The organism is Microbacterium oleivorans, from assembly GCF_001691565.1.
In the GTDB taxonomy this organism is placed as follows: domain Bacteria; phylum Actinomycetota; class Actinomycetes; order Actinomycetales; family Microbacteriaceae; genus Microbacterium; species Microbacterium oleivorans_B.
Window position 1 is genome coordinate 1,169,604 of the sequence record NZ_MAYO01000003.1, and the last position, 21,189, is coordinate 1,190,792.

The window sequence follows — 21,189 nt, forward strand, 5'->3', positions numbered from 1 at the left end:
GATGTCGACGCCACCTGGCAGGGTGAGGGGATGCTGCGCACGCTCGCCGTCTCCGGCTACCGATCCCTCCGCGACATCGTGCTGCCCCTGGGCGAGCTCACGGTCGTCACCGGTCCGAACGGGTCCGGCAAATCCAACCTCTACCGCGCACTGCGGCTTCTGGCTGCGGCCGCGCGCGGTGACCTGGTGGGGGCGGTCGCACGCGAAGGGGGTCTGCCCTCGCTCCTGTGGGCAGGACCGGAGGACGGGGGCGATCACGGCACCGTGCGGCGGAATCCGATCGCGGTGCAGCTCGGGTTCGCGTCTGACGAGCTCGGGTACCTCGTAGATCTCGGTATTCCGCAGGCGTCGCAGGACAGCGTGTTCGCCCGCGATCCCGAGATCAAGCGTGAACAGGTCTTCGCCGGCCCTCTCGCAAAACCCGCGACGCTCCTCATCGACCGGCTGCGCACCCAGACGCGGGTCCGCGACGAGGCGTGGGTCACCCTCGACCAGAAGCTCGCGCCGTTCGAGAGCATCATCACCGATCTGGCCGATGGCGACACCGCTCCGGAGCTCCTGGGGCTCCGGCGGATCATGAACGGCTGGCGCTTCTACGACCACTTCCGGGTGGACGCGGATGCCCCTGCCCGGCGTCCCCAGGTCGGTACGCGGTCGCCCCTCCTCGCCCATGACGGGTCCAACCTTGCCGCCGTCTGGGCCACGGTCCACGACATGGGCTTCGGCCACCAGCTCGACCGTGCGGTCGACGAGGCCTTTCCCGGCAGTCGCGTTCGCGTCGAGGCGACGGGCGGCGTGCTCCGGTTGACGGTGCGGCAGCCGGGGCTGCTCCGCCCCCTGGACGCGGCCGAACTCTCGGACGGGACCCTCCGTTACCTGCTCCTGTGCGCGGCGCTCCTGCCCGCCAGGCCCGCACCCCTCACGGTCCTCAACGAGCCGGAGTCGAGCCTTCACCCGAGCCTGCTCGAACCGTTGGCGCATCTCGTGCGGGCGGCATCCGAGCAGACGCAGGTCATCCTGGTGTCGCACGCGTCCGGGCTCGTCGACGCGATACCCGATGCCAACCGGGTCTCTCTCGAGCGGTACAGCAACGGCACGGCCGTCGAGGGATCGGGCCGATTGGACGGCCCGCCGTGGAACTGGGGCAAGCGCTGAGCAGTCCCCTCGACGGATAGCGTTACGGGATGCCGCCACTCGCCGTCCCCGGTCCGATCCCGACGCGCTCCGGGCCCGTCACGGGCCTCCGCGACGGCGACGTCATCCGCTACCGGGGAATCCCCTACGCGACCGCCGCCCGCGGAGAGGCGCCCGTGGCGGCGCAGGCCGGACGCACAGTGCTCAGCGCGGTGACTCCGGCACCTGCCTGTCCGCAGCCGTCGTCGCGGATCCTCGACACCCTCCTGGAGGGCGCCCTCGACGGTGTGAGCCAGTCGGAGGACTGCCAGCGCCTGTCGATCACGCTGCCGGCGGACCTCGATCCCCGTGAGGTCGTTCCCGTCATCGTCTGGTTCCACGGCGGCGGATACACGACCGGTGCCGGCGATCTCGAGATCTACGATCCCCGCGCCCTCGTCGCCGAACAGCGCGTCATCGTCGTCGCCGTGACCTCACGGCTCGGGCTGCTGGGCTTCGGCGGCGGCGGATCCGGGCCGAGGCACCCGCACGACGGACCGCCCGCCAACCTTGGCCTGCTCGATCAGGTCGAGGCGCTGCGCTGGATCCACGCGTCGATAGGCGCGTTCGGCGGGGATCCGGCAACCCTCACCGCGATGGGTCAGTCCGCGGGCGCCGACGCGATCCTGCACCTTTTGATCAGCGAGGGGGCGCGCGGACTCATCCGCCGGGCCATCGTGCAAAGCCCGCCCCTCGGTGTCACCGTCGGGCGGGAGCGCATGTTCCGAGCGATGGCGCGCGTGACGCGGGCGCTCGCCCCCGACGCCGCGACCGATGCGGTGCTTCAGCGGCAAGCCGGGGCGGAGCGCGCCTCCTGGGCCTTCGGCATCCGTTCGGGGCTTCCGTGGGGCCCGCGCTACGGGCACGCTCCCCTCCCGACCGAAGCGCAGCGGGATGCCGCGTGGCAGGCAGTCGCATCGGACGTCGACCTGCTCATCGGCACCACCCGGGACGAGATCGCGATGTATCTGCCGGCGCTCCCCGTGGTCGCGCCGCTCCTGCGGGTCCCCGTGCTGGGCCGGGGTCTTCGAGCGCTGCTCATGCGCGCGATGGTGGCTCCGCTGACCCGCGTCGTCTACACGCGGCCCGTGCGCGCATTCGTCGATCGCCACCGAGCGGCGGGCGGTCGCGCCGTTCGGTACCTGCTGGAGGCCGCGCCGGCATCCAGCCCGATCGGAGTGGGCCACACCGTGGATGTCCCGCTGGTGCTCGGCACCCGGGATGCCTGGACGCGAACAAGCCTCGTCCCACCCGAGGCCTGGGCCGAGGTCGACGCCCGCGGGCCCGCGGTGCGCCGGGTCTGGGCCGACTTCGCGCGGACCGGCAAGGTCGCACCCGACGCGGATGCCGACGCCTGCGGCATGCGCTTCGATCGCGGCTGACCGCGCACGCCCCGCAGGGCGGCCGGCTCAGTCGCGGATCGCCGCTCCGTGCCGCTCGGCCGCGACGGCGACGCCGGCGAGCTTCGCGTCCGTGGCCTCCGAAGCGGTCAGCGTGCGGTCGTCGGCGCGGAAGCGCAGGGCGAACGTGAGGCTCTTCGAGCCGTTCGGCAGACCGGTGCCCCGGTAGTCGTCCACGAGGCGGATGTCCTCGAGGAGAGGGCCGGCCCCGTCCACGAGCGCATCGCGCACCTCACCGGCGGTGAGGTCGGCGGGCACGACGAGCGAGACGTCCTGCGTGGCGGCCGGGTAGGTCGCGAGCGAGGGTGCGGCATCCGGTGCGGGCGTGAGGGCGAGCACCGCGTCGAGGTCGATCTCTGCGACGAAGACGCGGCCGTGCAGGTCGGCGGCCTCCACGACGGCGGGGAGCAGCTCGCCGACGTAGCCGACCTCGGTCTCCCCGACGAAGAGCGATCCGGCGCGTCCGGGGTGAAGAGCCGCGCGCTGCGACTGACGGACATCGATCGCGACGCCTGCCGACGCGGCGATCGTCTGGACTGCGCCGAGCGCATCGGCGAGGTCGAAGGCGACCGCCGGCTGGCCGGGGCGCTTCGCCTGGGCGTTGCCGTGCAGCAGGACGGCGACGTTCCGCGGCTGCGGCGGGATCGACGCGTGCAGGGCGACGAGCGTGGCTTCATCGGGCAGCTGCGCGAGCGGCGGCACGGTCGTGGTGCCGTACTCGACGCCCTCCACCGGCGCGAACACCGTGCCGGTCTCGAAGAGGGCGATGTCGGTGAAACCGCGCGACGCGTTGCGGTGTGCGATCTGCAGGAGCCCAGGCAGCAGCGAGCGACGGAGGAACGGCGCCTGACCGTCGAGCGGGTTCGCGAGACGGATCGACGGGACGTGATCCCCCGACGGCGAGCCGTGGAGGTCGTTCTGCTCCTCGGTCGTGAACGGGAACGCGACGACCTCGACGTGACCGGAGGCAGCCAACGCATTGGCGACGCGACGGCGTCCGCGCTGCGCCGCCGTGAGGCCGCGGCCTGAGGGCGGCGTCGGAAGGATCGAGGGGATCCGGTCGAGCCCGTGCAGGCGCGCCACTTCTTCTGCGAGCGTCCACCGGTCGGTGAGGTCGGGGCGCCACGAGGGCGGGATGACCTCCCAGCCGCCGTCGCCGTCGATGACCTCGCACCCGATGGTCTCGAGCGCGTCGACGATCTCTTCGGGCGTGTAGTCGACGCCGATCAGGCCGCCGACGAACGACTCGGGGAGGTCGACGGACGGGACGAACACCTCGGCGAAGAGGGCGCCGCCCGTGGTCGTGTCGAGCGTGCCGCCGGCGAGGTCGACCATCAGGTCGGCGACGCGCCGCGCCGCGACGAACGGGATGAGCGGATCGACGCCGCGCTCGAAGCGGCGGGATGCCTCACTGGGGAGCTTGTGACGACGCGCGCTCCGCGCGATCGACACCGGGTCGAAGATGGCCGCCTCGATGAGGACGTTGCGCGTGGCATCCCCCATCTCGGTCTTGCCGCCGCCCATGACGCCCGCCAGGCCGATGGGTCCGGACTCATCGGTGATGAGCAAGTCCTCGGCGTCGAGCGTGCGCTCCTTGCCATCGAGGGTCGTGAGCTTCTCCCCCGCCGACGCGCGGCGGACGGTGATGCCGCCCGTGAGCGTGTCGAGGTCGTAGCCGTGGATCGGGTTGCCGAGTTCGAGCATCACGTAGTTGGTGATGTCGATCAGGATGCCGAGGGAGCGGATGCCGGCGAGCGACAGGCGCGCGGTCATCCAGGGCGGCGTCGGCCGCGATGGGTCGACATCGCGCACGATGCGCACGACGAACTCGCTCGCACCGGGCTTGCCGTGGATCGGAGCCGTGTCGTCGACGGTGACGTCGAACCCGCCGGTGGGCTGCTCGAGCTCCTCGAAGGGGCGAAGCCCGGGGTCGGTGAACGTGCCGCCGGTCGCGTGCGCGTACTCGCGCGCGGCGCCACGGATCGAGAGGGCGTACCCCCGGTCGGGCGTGACGTTGATGTCGACGGCGACGTCATCGAGTCCGAGGAGGGCGATCGCGTCGGTCCCGACCTCGGGGTCGAGGCCCAGTTCCGTCAGGCGGAGGATGCCGGAGTGCTCGTCGCCCAGGCCGAGCTCCTTGGCGGAGGCGATCATGCCGTCCGAGACGTGACCGTACGTCTTCCGCGCCGCGATCGGGAACGGGCCGGGGAGCACGGCTCCCGGCAGCGTCACGACGACCTTGTCGCCCTCGAAGAAGTTCCCGGCGCCGCAGACGATGCCGCGGACACCGCCGTTCGCCTCGCCGACGTCGACCTGGCACCACCGGATGGTCTTGCCGTTGGACTGCGGTTCCGCGTCGAACGAGACGACGCGTCCGACGACGATCGGACCGGTGAGGTCGAACGCGTGGACGTCCTCCTCCTCGAAGCCGACCGAGACGAAGGAGGCGAGGACGTCCTCGGGGGTCGTGCCTTCGGCCACGTCGACGTACTCGCCGAGCCAAGAGAGCGGGACGCGCATCAGACCACCATTCCGAACTGCTCGCTGAAGCGGACATCGCCCTCGGCCATGTCGCGCATGTCCTGCACATCGCTGCGGAACATCAGGGTCCGCTCGATGCCCATACCGAAGGCGAAGCCCGAGTAGACCTCGGGGTCGATGCCGGCGGCGCGGAGGACGTTGGGGTTCACCATCCCGCATCCGCCCCACTCGATCCAGCGCGCGCCACCGGGGAAGGTGGGGTGCCAGAGGTCGAGCTCGGCGGACGGCTCGGTGAAGGGGAAGTAGTTGGTGCGGAACCGGGTCTTCGCCTCGGCACCGAAGAGGACCTTCGCCGCGTGGTCGAGGGTGCCCTTGAGGTGCGCCATCGTGATGCCCTTGTCGATCACGAGCCCTTCGAACTGCGTGAAGGCGGGCAGGTGCGTCGCGTCGAACTCGTCCGTGCGGTAGACCCGGCCCGGGCAGAGGATGTAGATCGGCACGTCGCGCTCGAGCATCGAGCGGACCTGCACCGGGCTCGTGTGCGTGCGCATGACCAGGTGCCGGGCGACCGGGTCGACGAAGAACGTGTCCTGCATCTGACGAGCCGGGTGATCAGGCGCGAAATTGAGGGCGTCGAAGTTGAACCATTCGTGCTCGAGTTCGGGCCCCTCCGCAATCTCCCAGCCCATGCCGACGAAGAGGTCGGCGATCTCCTCCTGGAGGAGGGAGATGGGATGCCGCGCCCCGACACGCCCGCGCGGGGCGATCGCGGTGATGTCGACGCGCTCTGCGTCGAGCTTCGCGGCGGTCTCCGCCGCGGCGAGCTCGGCCTCGCGTGCCGCGAGGGCCTGGTTGACGCGCCCGCGGGCCTGGCCGACGAGCTTGCCGAGGGCGGCCTTCTGGTCGTTCGGGACGTTCCGCAGCTGCGCGTTCAGCCCGGCGAGGGGCGACCCCTCCGCGGTGTGAGCCGATCGTGCTGCTTTGAGCGCGGCGGTGTCGGGTGCGGCGGCGAAGGCTGCCAGCGCGTCCGAGACGGCGGCATCCACCGCCTCGGGGGTGATCTCGGGTGCGTCGGACACGAGAGACGAGTCTACCGGCGGGCCGGAGTGCGGCCCGCCGGTAGGAAGTCAGAACCCCCGGCCGGTACCCGAGTCCTTCGAGCTCGCCCTCAATTGAGTGGCGATGAGCTCGGTGTCGGTCCTCTCCTGAAGAGGCCGAGCGGGCGCCGCGCCGGGGGTGCCCGGAGTGCGGCTGAGACGCTTCTCCACCAGCTTGGCCACACCGGACAGTGCCAGACACAGACCGATGTAGATGATCCCTGCGACGATCGTCGCCTGCACGATGGGTCGGTCGAGCGAGTTCTGCGAGCCGAGGTACTTCGCGTAGAAGAGGAGTTCCTCATACGTGATGATGAAGCCGAGAGCGGTGTCCTTCAACGTCACCACGAGCTGAGCGATGATCACCGGCATCATGGCCCGGATCGCCTGCGGCAGGAGGACGAGGCGCATGACGCCCGACTTGCCGAGGCCGAGGGCATAGCCAGCCTCGGATTGTCCTCGCGGGAGCGATTCGACCCCTGCGCGGATGACCTCGGCGAGCACCGAACCGTTGTAGACGATCAGGGCGATGACGACGACCCAGTACCCCTCGATCCGAACGCCGAGTACCGGCATCCCGTAGTAGAGGAGGAACATCGTCACGAGCACGGGCACCGCGCGCAGGAATTCGACGACGGCGGCGACCGGGACACGCACCCACGCGTGATCCGACAGACGACCGATCGCGAGGATGAATCCGAGGGCGAGCGCTCCGACCGCTGCGACGGCGAAGGCCGCCAGCGTCCGACCCGCGGCCATCAGGAACTGCTCCCAGATGCGAGTGTAGGTGAAAGCGTTCCACTTCTCCGCCGAGAACTGTCCGGTCACGGCGAGGCGCCAGACGAGGAAGCCGATGACGGCCGCCACCACGAGGACAACAACCACACCGATGATGCGGTTGCGTGCAATCGCCCGGGGGCCGGGGACGTCGTAAAGGACGCTGCTGCTCATCGCGCCACCTTCCATCGGTTCTCGAGTGTCCGCTGACCCCACGAGAGAAGCACGACAAGGGCGACGAAGATGACCATGACGCAGATGATGACGACGAGCTGGTTCTCGCCGCGCTCGCTCAGCCAATCGCGGGCGGAGCCGAGGTTCATGACCGAGAACCCGGCAGCGACGGTCGTGTTCTTCAGGAGTGCGATGAAGACGCTCATCATCGGGGGGATGACGGATCGGAACGCCTGCGGGAGCACGACGAGCGACATGACCTGCCCGAAGGTCAACCCCAGCGCGCGAGCGGCTTCCGCCTGCCCCACGGGCACGGTGTTGATCCCAGACCGAACGGTCTCTGCGACATAGGTGGCCGTGTAGATCCCCAGGGCTGCGACGGCGAACGCGACCTGAACGCCTCCGCTCGACCTGATGTCGAGGAGAGGCGGAAGCGTGAAGGCGAAGCCGAAGAAGACGAGCGTGAGGGGGGTGTTCCGGATGGTGTTGACGTACGCCGTGCCGACCGCGCGCGCGATGGGAACGGGCGAGACGCGCATCGCGCCCACGATGATCCCGAGGATCAGCGCGAGAAGCCCTCCACCGAAGAACAGCACCAGGGTGCCTCGGAGCGCTTCTCCCCAGAAATCGAGGTTGTCGGTGATGACGCCCATGCGGTCCTTTCGAACGTCTCAAGAAGGGGAACCCCGGGGGGCGAATCAACGCCGCCCCGGGGTATCAGGTCAGTCGACCTGGGGCTGCGTGGCCTCGACGCCAGCCGGCTCGAGGTACTTCTCGTACAGGGCGGTCCAGACGTCGCCGCCATCCGTGAACAACGTGTTGATGTGATCCTTGAGGACCGTGTCGCCGTCTGCGAGGCCCACTCCGTAGCGCTCCTCGCTGAAGGGCTTACCGGCGAGCTTGAGCTTGTCCTTGTCCTCCGCGACGTAGCCGGCGAGAATCGCCTCATCCGTCGTGATGGCGTCGACCTGACCGTTCAGCAGCTGCTCGACGCACTCGGAGTACGTCTGACGCTCCGTGACCTCGCCGTTGTACTCGTCACGGATGCGCTGCAGCGGGGTGGAACCCGTCACCGAGCACGTGACCTTGTCCTTGAGGTCATCCGGACCGTTGATCGAGTCGTCATCGGCCGCGACGAGCAGACCCTGCCCCGTGATGAAGTAGGGGCCCGCGAAGTCGATGACCTCGTCGCGTGCGTCCGTCATCGAGTAGGTGCCGACGTAGTAGTCGATGTTTCCGTTGACGATCTCCTGCTCACGATTGGCGGAGGGGATCGTCTGGAAGTCGATCTGGTCCTCGTCGAACCCGAGGGATGCCGCGATCCAGCGTGCGATGTCGACGTCGAAGCCCGTGCGCTCACCGGAGACGGCGTCCTCGTAGCCGAGGCCGGGCTGGTCGCTCTTGACACCGACGACGATCTTGTCGGCCTTCGACGCGCGGTCGAACGTCGGGCTGCCGTCGAGCTTCACGTCGCTCGCGACCTCCCACAGGCCCTTCGTGTCGTCGTCGCCGCCGGCGGCGCCGCCGGGGCTGGCGGGGCTGCCGCTGTTGCAGCCGGCGAGTGCGAGTGCCGCGATCGCGATGCCGGCGAAGGCGCCGGCGAGTCGTGTCTTACGCATGTGATCCTCCTGGTTTCGTGTCTTTCGTCGTTCGTCGCGCCGGTGCAGGGCGCGGACGTCTCAATGGGTGATGAGCTTGGAGAGGAAGTCCTTCGCGCGGTCGCTCTTGGGGTTCGTGAAGAACTCCTGCGGAGCCGCCTCCTCGACGATCAGCCCGTCGGCCATGAAGACCACGCGGTCCGCGGCCTTCCGTGCGAAGCCCATCTCGTGGGTGACGACGATCATCGTCATCCCGTCCTGCGCGAGGCCGACCATGACGTCGAGGACCTCGTTGATCATCTCGGGGTCGAGTGCGGAGGTCGGCTCATCGAAGAGCATCACCTTCGGCTTCATCGCCAGGGCGCGGGCGATCGCGACACGCTGCTGCTGACCGCCCGAGAGCTGGGCCGGCAGCTTGTCGGCCTGGTGCCCCACGCCCACCCGGTCGAGGAGCTCACGGGCGAGCTTGTCGGCATCCGCCTTCTTCATGCCCTTGACCCTGATCGGGCCGAGCGTGACGTTCTCGAGGATCGTCAGATGCGAGAACAGGTTGAACGACTGGAAGACCATGCCGACATCGGCGCGCAGCGCCGCCAGCGCCTTGCCCTCGGCGGGGAGGTCCGCTCCGTCGATCGTGATCGAACCGCTCGTGATCGTCTCGAGGCGGTTGATCGTCCGGCACAGCGTCGACTTGCCCGACCCGGACGGACCGACGACGACGACGACCTCGCCGCGGTTGACCGACAGGTCGATGTCGGTGAGGGCCTGGAAGTCGCCGTAGTGCTTCTGCACGTTCGTCAGGACGACGAGCGGCTCGCCTCGGCGGACGTCGATGTTCGACGTGCGCGGCGCAGGGTCGGCAGCAGGAGTGGTCATGATCCGACCCTATGGGTCATGACGACCCGAGACCCGCCTGGTTGCGCGGGGTTTACAGTTCCGTAATCATTCGGAGTCGTTGCCGGCGCGCTGCGCGAAGGCGGACTCGTAGAGACACACGCTCGCCGCCGTCGCAAGGTTCAGCGACTCCGCCCGGCCGTAGATCGGGAGTCGGAGCGACAGGTCGACGAGGGCGAGGGCCTCATCATCGAGCCCTCGTGCCTCGTTGCCGAAGACCCAGGCCGTCGGTTCGGAGAGCGTCGCACGGTGGTCGACGAAGTCCTCTCCCCCGACGTCGGCGGCAACGATCCGCAGCCCGGCCGAGCGGGCACGGCCCGCGGCATCAGCCAGTTCGATACCGACGGACACCGGAAGGTGGAAGAGCGAACCGGTCGTCGCGCGGACGACCTTGGGGTTGAAGGGATCGACCGTCCTGCCGGTGAGGATGACCGCGTCGGCACCGACGGCATCCGCTGCTCGGATGATCGTGCCGAGATTGCCGGGGTCCCGCACCTCTTCGCAGATGACGATGAGCTTCGGATCATCGGCGAAGATGTCGCGCACCGATGTCGGCACCTGGCGAGCCACGGCGATGATCCCCTGCGGGGTGACGGTGTCGGCCATCGCTTCGATGACTGCCTCGCTCGCGAACTCGACGTCGACGTCCGCATCGGATGCCGCATCGCGAATGTCCTGGTGCTTCTCCCATGCCGACGGGGTCGCGTACAGCTCGACGAGGGTGTCGGGCCGCCACACGAGGGCCTCACGTGCGGCCTGCGGACCTTCGAGCAGGTAGAGCCCGGTCTCTTGACGGGCTGCGCGCTTGGTCAGCTTCGCAACGGCGCGGACACGCGGCGATCGGGGGTTCTCGAGCACGTTCTCAGTGTAGGGCGCGGGTACGGCGGGCATGCGAAAGGGCGCCCTCCGAAGAGGGCGCCCTTTCTCAGAAGGTGACGCGATCAGGCCTTGGGGGCGTTGACGTCAGCCGGCAGCGCGGCCTTGGCGGTCGCGACGAGCGACGCGAAGACGGCGGGCTCGTTCACCGCGAGCTCAGCGAGCATACGACGGTCGACCTGGACACCCGCGAGGCCGAGGCCCTGGATGAAGCGGTTGTACGTGATGCCGTTCTGGCGAGCGGCGGCGTTGATGCGCTGGATCCAGAGGCGGCGGAAGTCGCCCTTGCGCTTGCGACGGTCGCGGTACGCGTAGACGAGCGAGTGGGTGACCTGCTCCTTCGCCTTGCGGTACAGGCGCGAACGCTGTCCGCGGTAACCGGAGGCGCGCTCGAGGATGACGCGACGCTTCTTGTGGGCGTTGACAGCCCGCTTGACTCTAGCCATTTCTTCTACTTCCTAAATCTGCGTCGGCGATCAGATGCCGAGGAGCTTCTTGGCGACCTTGGCGTCACCCTTGGCCAGGACCTGCTCCTGGTCGAGGCGGCGCGTGCGACGGGTCGCCTTGCCCTCGAGGTTGTGGCGCAGGTTGGCCTGCTGCTTCATCAGCTTGCCGCTGCCGGTGACCTTGAAACGCTTCTTGGCACCCGAGTGGGTCTTCTGCTTCGGCATATCTCTTCCTTCGTTGGGGATCCCGCGGACGGGAGTCTGTGGTGCGCTTACTCCGCCGGAGCGGAAGCGGGGGTCTGTTCGTCGTCGGCCTGTCCACCGCGCGCATCGCGCGCCGCCTGCTTCGACGCCGCGCGAACGGCGTTCTGCTCGGTCTTGACCTCGGACTTGTTCTTGTGAGGGGCTACCACCATCACCATGTTGCGGCCGTCGATCGTGGGGTTGGACTCCACGGTGCCGAACTCGGCCACATCCTCGGCGAACTTGCGGAGGAGGCGGACACCCTGCTCGGGACGCGACTGCTCGCGACCGCGGAAGAGGATCATCGCCTTCACCTTGTCGCCCGCCTGGAGGAACCCCTCCGCGCGCTTGAGTTTGGTTATGTAGTCGTGCGCCTCGATCTTCAGACGGAACCGGACCTCCTTGAGGACGGTGTTCGCCTGATTGCGCCGCGCTTCCTTGGCCTTCTGCGCAGCCTCGTACTTGAACTTGCCGTAATCCATGATCTTGACCACGGGGGGCTTCGAGTTCGGGGCTACCTCGACGAGATCGAGGTCGGCCTCCTGGGCCAGGCGCATGGCCACCTCGATGCGGACGACGCCGACCTGTTCACCCGCGGGTCCGACGAGGCGGACCTCGGGGACGCGGATGCGGTCATTGGTGCGGGGATCGCTGATGCGGAACTCCTCTTCGTGCGATGGACGGCCTCCGGTGACACGGAAAATGTGTCGCCGGGCGGAAGATCGTCACGTCCACCCCGCACGATGCATGCATCGGCGTTCTGTTCTGCACCCTGGACAACCTCGACGAGCGAGGCGGAGTGCGAGACCCGGTAGCCTGGAGCGGCAAGCGCGGGTGGGATGTGATCCTCTTTCGACACGGAGCAGAACACTCCGGTGCCCGCAGAAGTCTAGCAGAGAGCAGCACGTGAGCACTATTCCGGCCGACCACAGCGATCACGACCCCCAGCGCCTCTCGCGTTGGGACGAGCAGGAACGGGTCGCACAGTCCGCCACCCGAGACATCGCCGACGTCCCCGCGGTCGAGGTGATCACGACGACATCGGTCCACCTCATGAGCGCCGCCGCCGTCAAGCTCGGCCTCGCGGACGACCCCGACCAGCAGAAGGACCTCGACGAGGCCCGCAAGCTGATCAATGCCCTCGCGGGCCTGATCACCGCCGCCGCCCCCGAGGTGAGCGACATGCACGCCCGCTCGCTCCGCGACGGGCTGCGCACGCTGCAGCTCGCCTTCCGCGAGGCGTCGTCGATCCCCGACCCCATCGGTAAGGGACCCGGCGAGAAGTGGACCGGACCCGTCAACTGACACCGATGCGAAGGGGGATGCCGAGCGGCATCCCCCTTCGTCTTCGTCAGGCGCGGACGAGCTTGACCGTCAGCGAGTCCACGAGGACCGCGACACGGTCGTCGGTCGCCCATCTCGACGCGAGGCGCTGGAGGATGGCGTCGAGTGCCGCCTGGTCGAGACCGTCGACGAGGTGCAGACTGACGACGAGCTCGGGACCGCGCAGACGCGAGTGCGGATCGCCTGACGACACCGACAGGTCGAGGACGCCGAGTTCGGTGCCGATGGACTCCTGAAGCCCGGCGAAGACGTCTGGCGACACGTGCGGCGGCTCCCACGCCTGCCCCTGCCCGATCGCCCAGACGGCGGGGCGGCGGAGGACGAATTCCGTGTCGCTGCCCGGGTCGATGACGATGAGGTCGGTGTCGTCGGCCGCCGCAGACAACGCGGTACGGACGCCGTCGGCGGGGACCGGGCGGGCAGCGGCATCCCATTGAGACATGGTCGCGACCGACGTGAACACGGGGAGCACACGTCGTCCGTCGGGAGCCGCGACCGTCACGATCGACAGCTCTTGCGTCTTGTCGACCTTCAGCCCCGTCGGCCCGACACCCTCCTCGCCCTTCTCCGCGACGAGAGGGATGAGCAGGCGAGCCTCACGGTAGGCGTCGACGACGGCATCCGCCGATCCTTCGCCGGCGTGGAACGCAGTCAGCGCGGCGAGGAGGGCCGGATCGGCACTCCCGTCGTCGCCGCTGTGCGGATTGGCCTGGAAGCTGCGCCCCTCCCAGGGGACGCCCGCCGAGTCGGCTGCGTGGCCGGAGTGAGGGTCAGTGTCCGGCGACATCCAGCGCCTCGGCCAGCGTGAACGCGCCGGCGTAGAGAGCCTTGCCCACGATCGCACCCTCGACTCCGAGCGGCACGAGTTCGCGCAGAGCGACGATGTCGTCGAGGCTCGAGATGCCGCCCGAGGCGACGACGGGCTTGTCCGTACGCACGGCGACCTCGCGCAGCAGCTCGATGTTCGGACCCTGCAGGGTGCCGTCCTTCGTCACATCGGTCAGCACGTAGCGGCTGCAGCCGGCGTCCTCGAGACGGTCGAGGACCTGCCAGAGATCGCCGCCGTCGCGGGTCCAGCCCCGCGCGGCGAGGGTCGTGCCGCGCACGTCGAGTCCGACCGCGATCGCCTCGCCGTAGCGGAGGATGACGTCGGCCGCCCACTCGGGGTTCTCGAGCGCCGCAGTGCCGAGGTTGATACGGGTCGCACCCGAGTCGAGGGCGGCGTCGAGCGACTCGTCGTCACGGATGCCGCCGGAGAGCTCGACCTTCACACCGCGGAGCGACTTGATGACCTTGCGCATGAGGGACGCGTTGGAGCCGCGACCGAAAGCGGCGTCGAGGTCCACGAGGTGGATCCACTCCGCACCCTGTCGCGCCCACTCCTGCGCAGCATCGACGGGATCGCCGTAGCTCGTCTCGGTGCCGGCCTCACCCTGCGTCAGTCGGACGGCTTTACCGTCGGCGACGTCCACAGCGGGCAGCAGGGTCAGTTCGGGCGTGGATGCGAATTCGTTCATGGCTCCGGATGGGACGGTGTGCTCGCCGGGCGCGCGCACAAGGGGACAGGTTACTCCGACGCGGGGAGCGAGGAGATCCAGTTCGAGAGCAGGCGGATGCCGGCAGCCCCCGACTTCTCGGGGTGGAACTGCGTGGCCGAGAGAGGACCGTTCTCGACGGCGGCGAGGAACGGCCGCCCGTAGTCGCACCAGGTCAGCACCGGTTCGCGGAACGGCTTGATGACGTCGAGTGTCCAGTCCTGCGCCCCGTAGGAGTGGACGAAGTAGAACCGCTCGTCCTCGAGACCCGCGAACAGCGTCGATCCTGCCCCGGTGCGGACCGTGTTCCACCCCATGTGAGGGAGGACAGGAGCCTGGAGCTCGGTGACCGACCCCGGCCACTCCCCCAGACCCTGCGTGTCCACGCCGCGCTCGACGCCGAGCTCGAACATGACTTGCATCCCGACGCAGATGCCGAGGACCGGCATTCCTCCCGCCAGGCGACGACCGATCAGCTCGTCGCCCCGGCTCGCGCGGAGCGCAGACATGACGGCGGAGAAGGCGCCGACACCCGGGACGAGGAGGCCGGCGGCGTCGGCGATCAGCCCACGGTCCTTCGTCAGCCGAGCGTCCGCCCCCGCCTCGACGAGCGCCTTGACCGCGGAGTGGACGTTGCCCGATCCATAGTCGAGGACCGCGACCACCGGCGCTGACGTCACAGGGCGCCCTTCGTGCTCGGGATGCCCTGAACGAGCGGGTCGATCGCCTTCGCCTGGCGGAACGCGCGGGCGAACGCCTTGTACTCCGCTTCGGCGATGTGGTGCGGATCGCGTCCGGCGACCAGCGTGATGTGAACGGTCAGGCCGGCGTGGAAGGCGATGGCCTCGAAGGTGTGGCGCACGAGCGAGCCGGTGAAGTGGCCGCCGATGAGGTGGAACTCGTAGCCCTCGGGTTCGCCCGTGTGGACGAGGTAGGGCCGGCCGCTGATGTCGACGACCGCTTGCGCGAGCGCCTCATCGAGCGGAACGAGAGCGTCGCCGTAGCGCGAGATGCCCGCCTTGTCGCCGAGCGCCTGACGGATGGCCTGCCCCAACACGATCGCCGTGTCCTCGACGGTGTGGTGGGCGTCGATGTGGGTGTCCCCGCTCGCACGGACGGTGAGGTCGATGAGCGAGTGCTTGGCGAAAGCCGTGAGCAGGTGGTCGAAGAAGGGAACAGTCGTCTCGATCGTGCTGCGGCCGGTGCCGTCGAGATCCAGCTCGAGGTCGATCGTCGACTCGCTGGTCGCACGCCGGACGGCGGCGGTGCGGGGCGCGGGGGTGCTCATGCACCGAGTCTATCGACGCCCGGCATCCGTCCCGCCCGCGTGACGACGCGGTGGGACTCAGAGCGACGCGAGCGCTTCGAGGAACGCCGTCGACTCCTCTTCGCTTCCGGCAGACACCCGCAGTGTGTGCGGCAGACCGACGTCACGGACCAGGATGCCGCGTTCGTACAGACCCTCCCAGGTCGCCTGCGGATCCTTCACCCCGCCGAAGAGGACGAAGTTCGACCAGCTCTCGTAGGGCGAATAGCCGAGCGCGGAGAGCGTCGCCGAGATGCGGTTGCGCTGGGCGACGATGTCGTCCACCATCCCCAGCATGGTCGGCGCGTGCCGGAGAGCCGCGGTCGCGGCCGCCTGCGTGAGCGCGCTCAGGTGGTATGGCAGGCGGACGAGCCGGAGAGCGTCGATGACCGCCGGGTCGGCGGCGAGATAACCGACGCGCGCACCGGCGAAGGCGAACGCCTTGCTCATCGTCCGCGACACGACCAGACGCTCGCGCCCAGGCAGGAGCGCGAGGGCGGACGGCTCGTCGCGCGGGGCGAACTCCTGGTACGCCTCGTCGACGATGACGATACCTCGCGACGCCTCGTAGACGGCCTCGATGACGTCGAGGCGCAGCGGCGTGCCGGTCGGGTTGTTCGGCGCACAGAGGAACACGACGTCGGGCTGTGCTCGGTCGATCTGTTCCGCGGCGTCCGAGGCCGTGAGCGTGAAGTCCTCGCCACGCGTACCGCTCACGTAGGTCGCACCGGTCGCGCCCGTGAGGAGGGGGTACATCGAATAGGTGGGCGTGAAGCCGAAGGCCGTCCGCCCAGGCCCCGCGAAAGCCTGGAGGAGGTGATGCAGCACCTCGTTCGAGCCGTTCGCCGCCCAGATCTGCTCCGCCTGAAGGCCGTGCCCCAGGTACTCGGCGAATCCTTCACGCAGTCCGGTGAACTCGCGGTCGGGGTACCGGTTGATGTCTCGGAGCGCCTGCGCGACCGCATCGAGGATGTCGTCCGCGACGTCCTCGGGAACCGGGTGGGTGTTCTCGTTGACGTTCAGCGTCACGGGGAGTGACGCCTGCGGAGCCCCGTAAGGGATCTGCCCGCGCAGGTCGTCGCGAAGGGGTAGGTCGTCGAGACTCGCACTCACCCCGCCATCGTAAGACGTCGCGCCGACTACTCGGCCGCCAGGGCGGTGTAGCTGGTCGGGATGGCGAGCGACTGCCCCGCGTCGACCACCGACGAAGGCAAGGCGTTCAGGCGCACGATGTCGTCGATGACGTCACGGGGATCGCTGTCGGGAGCGACGTCCCGCGCGATCGTCCAGAGCGAGTCGCCCGGGTGCACCGTGACCGTCTCGAACGTCCCTGCTGCAGACCCCGCATCGCCGCTGGCGAGCGCGCCACCGCTGGAGAGGATGCCGACACCCAGCGCCACGACAGCCGGCAGCGCCGCGAACGTCGCGATGACACGACGACCGCGCGTCGTGAGCCGCAGACGCGTGCGGACGACGGGGCGGGCGGATGCGGGGGTGATGGTGGTGTTCGAGTTCATGGTGTCCTCCTCCTCGGGGCGACCCCGGTCAGATGAGATCTTCGCCCCCGCCCGTCGGCCGGGACGAGCGGGTGCGAAGTTCTCTTCCGAATCTATCTTCGATATTCGTACACTGTCAAGGGAGCGGTTATCCGCAGATCGATCGAAGACGACACGCGGTCGGCTGCGGCCCGATCTCATCGACACCGGATACGGTTTCGATGACCAGAGCCCATCACCAACCTCCGACATTCGAAGGCGAGTGCCCCCGGCTCGACGTCCGACGCCGGGGATCGGCGGGGACGCGGGACCGTGAAAGGAACGACATGAGCGACAAGCCGCAGACGCGTCGGCGAAAGAGCCTGAGCGACAAGCAGCTCGCGATCCTCGAGGTGATCCAACGGTCGATCGCTCGGTACGGGTATCCGCCGAGCATGCGGGAGATCGGCGACGCGGTCGGCCTGAAATCGCTCTCGAGCGTCACGCACCAGCTCAACCAGCTCGAGCTGAGCGGCTACCTCCGTCGCGATCCCGGCAAGACCCGCGCGATGGAGGTCCTCATCGACCTCCCGGGCGCCGCCGGCGAGAACCCGGCCGACACGGCACCTACCGTGGGCGACGCCGCGATGGTCCCGCTGGTCGGGCGCATCGCAGCCGGAATACCGATCACCGCCGAGCAGCAGGTGGAGGAGATCTTCCCCCTGCCCCGTCAGCTCGTCGGCAAGGGCGACTTGTTCATGTTGAAGGTGTCGGGTGATTCGATGATCGACGCGGCGATCTGCGACGGCGACTGGGTCGTCGTGCGTTCGCAGGCGGACGCGTCCAACGGCGAGATCGTCGCGGCGATGCTCGACGGCGAAGCCACGGTCAAGACCTTCCGCCAGCGCGACGGACACACGTGGCTCCTCCCCCGCAACTCCGCCTTCGAACCGATCCTCGGCGACGATGCCGTCGTGCTCGGCAAGGTCGTCGCGGTACTCCGCGCCGTGTGATCCCGAGGACGCCACCGCGTAGCGTGAGGGCATGACGACGATCGCTCCGTACGGTTCGTGGATCTCACCCCTGTCGGCTGCGGACGCTTCGACCGCCTCGGCCCGCTACGACGGCGCGCGCTTCGTCGGCGACGAGGTCTGGTGGGGTGAGTCACTGCCCGATCAGGGCGGCCGCTCGTCCGTCAGGCGCTCGGTCGACGGTGAGGTCGAGGATCTCCTCCCCTCCCCGTGGAGCGCACGCTCCCGCGTGCACGAGTACGGCGGCGGATCCTGGACGACCGATGAGGGCGGTCGGCTCTTCTTCGTCGAGAAGTCCGATCAGCGCGTTTGGGCCCTGAAGATCGGCGAAGAGCCGACGGCGCTCACCCCCGACGACCCGCAGGCCCGGCACGGCGGCCTGCGGTGGCAGCACGGTGCGCTGCTCGCGATCCGCGAAGTGCACGACGGCAGTCCCGTTCCGCGGCGTTCGATCGTGTCCATCCCCCTCGACGGCGGCGACGTGCGCGAGATCGTCGCGGGGAGCGACTTCGTCGCGCAACCGGCGCTGTCCGCAGACGGTACGCAACTCGCCTGGGTTGCGTGGGACCACCCCGACATGCCCTGGGATCGCACGCAGGTCCGGGTCGGCGATGTCGCCGACGGCGTCGTGACGACCTGGCGCTCGGTCACGTCGGGCGATACCGCGGCGCTGCAACCCGAGTGGGATGCATCCGGTCGGCTCGTCTACGTCGACGACCCGGTGGGCGGGCCCTACGCCGGTCGGTGGAACCTCTGGCGGCGGGACGCGGCATCCGATCCGCCCGCGGAGCCCGTCGCGCCGGCGGACGCCGACACCGGCGGCGGGCTGTGGGTTCTCGGTGTCCGGTGGTACGCACTCCTGCAGGACGGCGACATCGTCGCGGTCCGGACGCACGGGGCCGACGAGGTGGTACGCATCGACCCCGGCGGGGCCGTCCGAGCTACCGGCATCCCCGTCCGCTCGCGCGCGGTGGTCGAGGACGTCCGCGGATCCCGCGTGCTCGTGTCGGGGATGGCACCCGGGGTCACCGGGATCTGGCAGCTCGACGGTGAAAGCGACGTGACGCTGGTCGTGGGCTCGCGCTCGGCACTCGGCGACGAATGGATGCCGCCGGCGCGGCCGTTCACCGTGCGCGGTCGCCACGGCGAGGTGCACGCCTTCGACCACCCGCCGACCAACCCCGACCACACGGCCCCCGAGGGTGAACTGCCGCCCTACATCGCCCTCGTGCACGGCGGGCCGACCGCCCACGTCGGGGGCGTTGCCGACAGCAGGATCACCTTTTTCACGAGCCGGGGCATCGGCGTCGTCGAGGTGAACTACGGCGGCTCGACCGGCTACGGGCGGGAGTACCGCGACCGGCTCCGCGGTCAGTGGGGTGTGGTGGATCGCGACGACGTCGCGGCCGCGGCATCCGGCCTCGCCGCAGAGGGTCGAGCGGATGCCGCGCGCCTGGCGATCGCGGGAAGCTCGGCCGGCGGTTGGACCGTGCTGGCGGCCCTCGTCGGCACCGACGTCTTCGCCGCGGGGATCTCCCGCTACGGCGTCGGCGACGCCCGCCTGCTCGCCACCGACACCCATGACTTCGAGGCCCGCTACCTCGACGGTCTCATCGGGCCGCTCCCCGCGGCGGAGGCGTTGTACCTGGAGCGATCACCGCTCAGCCACACGGAGGGCTTCCGCGTGCCGGTGCTGCTCCTGCAGGGAACGGACGACGCGGTCGTGCCGCCGACGCAGGCGGACGCCATCCGGGATGCCCTCGCCGAACGCGGCGTGCCCCACGCCTACGTCCTGTACGACGGCGAGGGGCACGGGTTCCGACGAGCGGAGACCGTCGTGCACGCGCTCGAATCCGAGCTGGCCTTCCTCGGTCAGGTGTTCGGCTTCGAGACCCCCGGAGTCCCCGCGATCGCGCTCAGCTGAGGTCGTCAGCGCGCGTAGGGCGCGAGTTCCGCAGCCAGCCGCTCCGATACGTGGGCGTGGACGGCCGTACCGCCCTCCTCGTGACGGGTGGACAGGATATGACCGGATTCGTGGACCGCGCTGACGAGGTCACCACGGTCGTACGGGACGAGCGCGTGGACCTCGACGGCCGGCAGAGGCAGGGCGTCCTCGATCGTCGCACGCAGCTCGACGATGCCTTCGCCGGTGCGGGACGAGACGAAGTGCGCCTTCGGCTCGAGGCCGCGCAGCACGAGGCGCGTATCCGGATCGATCAGGTCGGCCTTGTTGAAGACGACGATCTCATTCGTCGATCGCGCCCCCACATCGCCCATGACGTCGCGGACGGTCGCCAGCTGTGCGGCGGGGTCGGGGTGCGAGCCGTCGACGACGTGCACGATGACGTCCGCGTCGCCGACCTCCTCGAGCGTCGACCGGAACGCCTCGACCAACTGGTGCGGGAGGTTGCGGACGAACCCGACGGTGTCGGTGAGCGTGTAGACCCGTCCGTCGGCCGCCTGCGCGCGACGGACGGTGGCATCCAGCGTCGCGAACAGGGCGTTCTCGACGAGGACGCCCGCGCTCGTCAGCTTGTTGAGCAGGCTCGACTTGCCGGCATTCGTGTACCCGGCGATCGCGACCGACGGGATCGTGTTGCGCTTGCGTTCAGCGCGCTTGGCCTCTCGGGCGGGCTTGTAGTCGCGGATCTGGCGCCGCAGCATGGCCATCCGTGTGCGGATGCGTCGGCGGTCGAGCTCGATCTTCGTCTCACCAGGACCACGCGACCCCATGCCGGCACCGCCCGCGCCGACCTGGCCACCGGCCTGTCGGCTCATCGAGTCACCCCAGCCGCGCAGGCGCGGGAGGAGGTACTCGAGCTGTGCGAGTTCGACCTGCGCCTTGCCTTCACGGCTCTTCGCGTGCTGGCTGAAGATATCGAGGATGACGGTGGTCCGGTCGATCACCTTGACCTTAACGACGTCCTCGAGGGCGCGGCGCTGGCTGGGTGCGAGCTCGGTGTCGGCGATGACAGTGTCGGCTCCCACGGCGACGACGAGGTCGCGGAGCTCCGCCGCCTTGCCACGGCCGATGTAGGTCGCGGGGTCAGGATGCGGACGACGCTGGAGCACGCCGTCGAGGACGACGGCACCGGCGGTCTCGGCGAGCGCGGCGAGCTCGCGCAGCGAGTTCTCGGCATCCTCCGTCGATCCCTGCGGGTAGACGCCCACGAGGACGACGTTCTCCAGCCGCAGCTGGCGGTACTCGACCTCGGTGACGTCCTCGAGCTCGGTGGACAGCCCGGGGACGCGGCGGAGCGCCGCGCGCTCTTCGCGGTCCCACTGGTCGCCGTCCGTGTCGCCGTAGGCGACGGTGCTCTCGTCCTGCAGCGCCTGTGC

Annotated in this window: 22 protein-coding genes; 5 read left to right on the plus strand and 17 right to left on the minus strand. The window is 69.4% G+C overall.

The window, feature by feature from the left end; all coding sequences use genetic code 11:
- Positions 1-30: 30 nt before the first annotated feature.
- Both BBA86_RS08365 and BBA86_RS08370 read left to right on the plus strand, forming a co-directional pair.
- A complete protein-coding gene (locus BBA86_RS08365) occupies positions 31-1,155 on the plus strand; it encodes an AAA family ATPase (protein ID WP_065571147.1) in 1,125 nt (374 codons plus the stop codon).
- A gap of 29 nt (positions 1,156-1,184) precedes the next feature.
- Positions 1,185-2,555, plus strand: coding sequence for a carboxylesterase family protein (locus BBA86_RS08370; protein WP_065571148.1), 1,371 nt, complete (start codon positions 1,185-1,187; stop codon positions 2,553-2,555).
- Between the two features lie 27 nt (positions 2,556-2,582).
- Here BBA86_RS08370 and pheT read toward each other — a convergent pair whose 3' ends face one another.
- From pheT to infC, 10 genes are all read right to left on the minus strand, one after another.
- The gene (gene pheT, locus BBA86_RS08375; RefSeq protein ID WP_065571149.1) at positions 2,583-5,093 is read right to left on the minus strand and encodes a phenylalanine--tRNA ligase subunit beta; all 2,511 of its coding nucleotides are present in this window, start codon (positions 5,091-5,093) and stop codon (positions 2,583-2,585) included.
- Positions 5,093-6,133 carry a phenylalanine--tRNA ligase subunit alpha gene (gene pheS / locus BBA86_RS08380; RefSeq protein WP_065571150.1) on the minus strand — a complete coding sequence of 347 codons (1,041 nt, stop codon included), beginning with the start codon at positions 6,131-6,133 and terminating at the stop codon, positions 5,093-5,095. Before pheS ends, pheT begins: the two co-directional genes overlap by 1 nt.
- A 48-nt stretch (positions 6,134-6,181) precedes the next feature.
- Entirely contained in the window at positions 6,182-7,102 is a 921-nt protein-coding gene (locus BBA86_RS08385; RefSeq protein WP_065572230.1) for an amino acid ABC transporter permease, read from the minus strand.
- Positions 7,099-7,755, minus strand: a complete 657-nt coding sequence (locus BBA86_RS08390) for an amino acid ABC transporter permease (protein ID WP_065571151.1) — start codon at positions 7,753-7,755, stop codon at positions 7,099-7,101. Before BBA86_RS08390 ends, BBA86_RS08385 begins: the two co-directional genes overlap by 4 nt.
- A 69-nt stretch (positions 7,756-7,824) precedes the next feature.
- On the minus strand, positions 7,825-8,721 hold the full coding sequence (locus BBA86_RS08395; RefSeq protein ID WP_065571152.1) for a glutamate ABC transporter substrate-binding protein: 897 nt from the start codon (positions 8,719-8,721) through the stop codon (positions 7,825-7,827).
- Between the two features lie 60 nt (positions 8,722-8,781).
- Complete coding sequence (locus tag BBA86_RS08400; protein ID WP_065571153.1) at positions 8,782-9,576, minus strand: amino acid ABC transporter ATP-binding protein; 795 nt, start codon at positions 9,574-9,576, stop codon at positions 8,782-8,784.
- Positions 9,577-9,642: 66 nt separating this feature from the next.
- Positions 9,643-10,452: a TrmH family RNA methyltransferase gene (locus tag BBA86_RS08405; RefSeq protein ID WP_065572231.1), complete on the minus strand. Its 810-nt coding sequence runs from the start codon at positions 10,450-10,452 to the stop codon at positions 9,643-9,645.
- 83 nt (positions 10,453-10,535) lie between these two features.
- Complete coding sequence (rplT, locus tag BBA86_RS08410; RefSeq protein ID WP_064003211.1) at positions 10,536-10,916, minus strand: 50S ribosomal protein L20; 381 nt, start codon at positions 10,914-10,916, stop codon at positions 10,536-10,538.
- 30 nt (positions 10,917-10,946) lie between these two features.
- Entirely contained in the window at positions 10,947-11,141 is a 195-nt protein-coding gene (gene rpmI, locus BBA86_RS08415; protein ID WP_018187228.1) for a 50S ribosomal protein L35, read from the minus strand.
- 47 nt (positions 11,142-11,188) lie between these two features.
- On the minus strand, positions 11,189-11,815 hold the full coding sequence (gene infC, locus BBA86_RS08420) for a translation initiation factor IF-3 (RefSeq protein ID WP_091362298.1): 627 nt from the start codon (positions 11,813-11,815) through the stop codon (positions 11,189-11,191).
- Positions 11,816-12,065: 250 nt separating this feature from the next.
- On the opposite strand from infC, the gene BBA86_RS08425 reads away from it, so the two are divergent.
- Positions 12,066-12,464 carry a DUF1844 domain-containing protein gene (locus BBA86_RS08425; RefSeq protein ID WP_065571154.1) on the plus strand — a complete coding sequence of 133 codons (399 nt, stop codon included), beginning with the start codon at positions 12,066-12,068 and terminating at the stop codon, positions 12,462-12,464.
- Between the two features lie 46 nt (positions 12,465-12,510).
- On the opposite strand, the gene BBA86_RS08430 is transcribed toward BBA86_RS08425, so the two are convergent.
- From BBA86_RS08430 to BBA86_RS08455, 6 genes are read right to left on the minus strand one after another with little or no spacing between them, the layout of a single operon-like run.
- The gene (locus BBA86_RS08430; RefSeq protein WP_065571155.1) at positions 12,511-13,290 is read right to left on the minus strand and encodes an SseB family protein; all 780 of its coding nucleotides are present in this window, start codon (positions 13,288-13,290) and stop codon (positions 12,511-12,513) included.
- Positions 13,274-14,020, minus strand: coding sequence for a bifunctional 1-(5-phosphoribosyl)-5-((5-phosphoribosylamino)methylideneamino)imidazole-4-carboxamide isomerase/phosphoribosylanthranilate isomerase PriA (priA, locus tag BBA86_RS08435; protein ID WP_065571156.1), 747 nt, complete (start codon positions 14,018-14,020; stop codon positions 13,274-13,276). The genes BBA86_RS08430 and priA overlap by 17 nt, the downstream gene beginning before the upstream one ends.
- A 50-nt stretch (positions 14,021-14,070) precedes the next feature.
- A complete protein-coding gene (gene hisH, locus BBA86_RS08440; RefSeq protein WP_065571157.1) occupies positions 14,071-14,718 on the minus strand; it encodes an imidazole glycerol phosphate synthase subunit HisH in 648 nt (215 codons plus the stop codon).
- Positions 14,715-15,326 (minus strand): imidazoleglycerol-phosphate dehydratase HisB, encoded by a 612-nt coding sequence (gene hisB, locus BBA86_RS08445; protein WP_065571158.1) that lies wholly within the window; start codon positions 15,324-15,326, stop codon positions 14,715-14,717. Before hisB ends, hisH begins: the two co-directional genes overlap by 4 nt.
- A 57-nt stretch (positions 15,327-15,383) precedes the next feature.
- A complete protein-coding gene (locus tag BBA86_RS08450) occupies positions 15,384-16,457 on the minus strand; it encodes a histidinol-phosphate transaminase (RefSeq protein WP_065571159.1) in 1,074 nt (357 codons plus the stop codon).
- A 26-nt stretch (positions 16,458-16,483) separates the two neighbouring features.
- Positions 16,484-16,861 (minus strand): LysM peptidoglycan-binding domain-containing protein, encoded by a 378-nt coding sequence (locus tag BBA86_RS08455; RefSeq protein WP_065571160.1) that lies wholly within the window; start codon positions 16,859-16,861, stop codon positions 16,484-16,486.
- A 305-nt stretch (positions 16,862-17,166) separates the two neighbouring features.
- Between BBA86_RS08455 and lexA the strand changes: the two genes are divergently transcribed.
- Both lexA and BBA86_RS08465 read left to right on the plus strand, forming a co-directional pair.
- Positions 17,167-17,832 carry a transcriptional repressor LexA gene (gene lexA, locus BBA86_RS08460; RefSeq protein WP_065571161.1) on the plus strand — a complete coding sequence of 222 codons (666 nt, stop codon included), beginning with the start codon at positions 17,167-17,169 and terminating at the stop codon, positions 17,830-17,832.
- A 31-nt stretch (positions 17,833-17,863) separates the two neighbouring features.
- On the plus strand, positions 17,864-19,774 hold the full coding sequence (locus BBA86_RS08465; RefSeq protein ID WP_065571162.1) for a prolyl oligopeptidase family serine peptidase: 1,911 nt from the start codon (positions 17,864-17,866) through the stop codon (positions 19,772-19,774).
- A 5-nt stretch (positions 19,775-19,779) separates the two neighbouring features.
- Here the strand turns inward: BBA86_RS08465 and hflX are convergent, their stop codons facing one another.
- Complete coding sequence (hflX, locus tag BBA86_RS08470; RefSeq protein WP_411267698.1) at positions 19,780-21,090, minus strand: GTPase HflX; 1,311 nt, start codon at positions 21,088-21,090, stop codon at positions 19,780-19,782.
- Positions 21,091-21,189 lie beyond the last annotated feature (99 nt).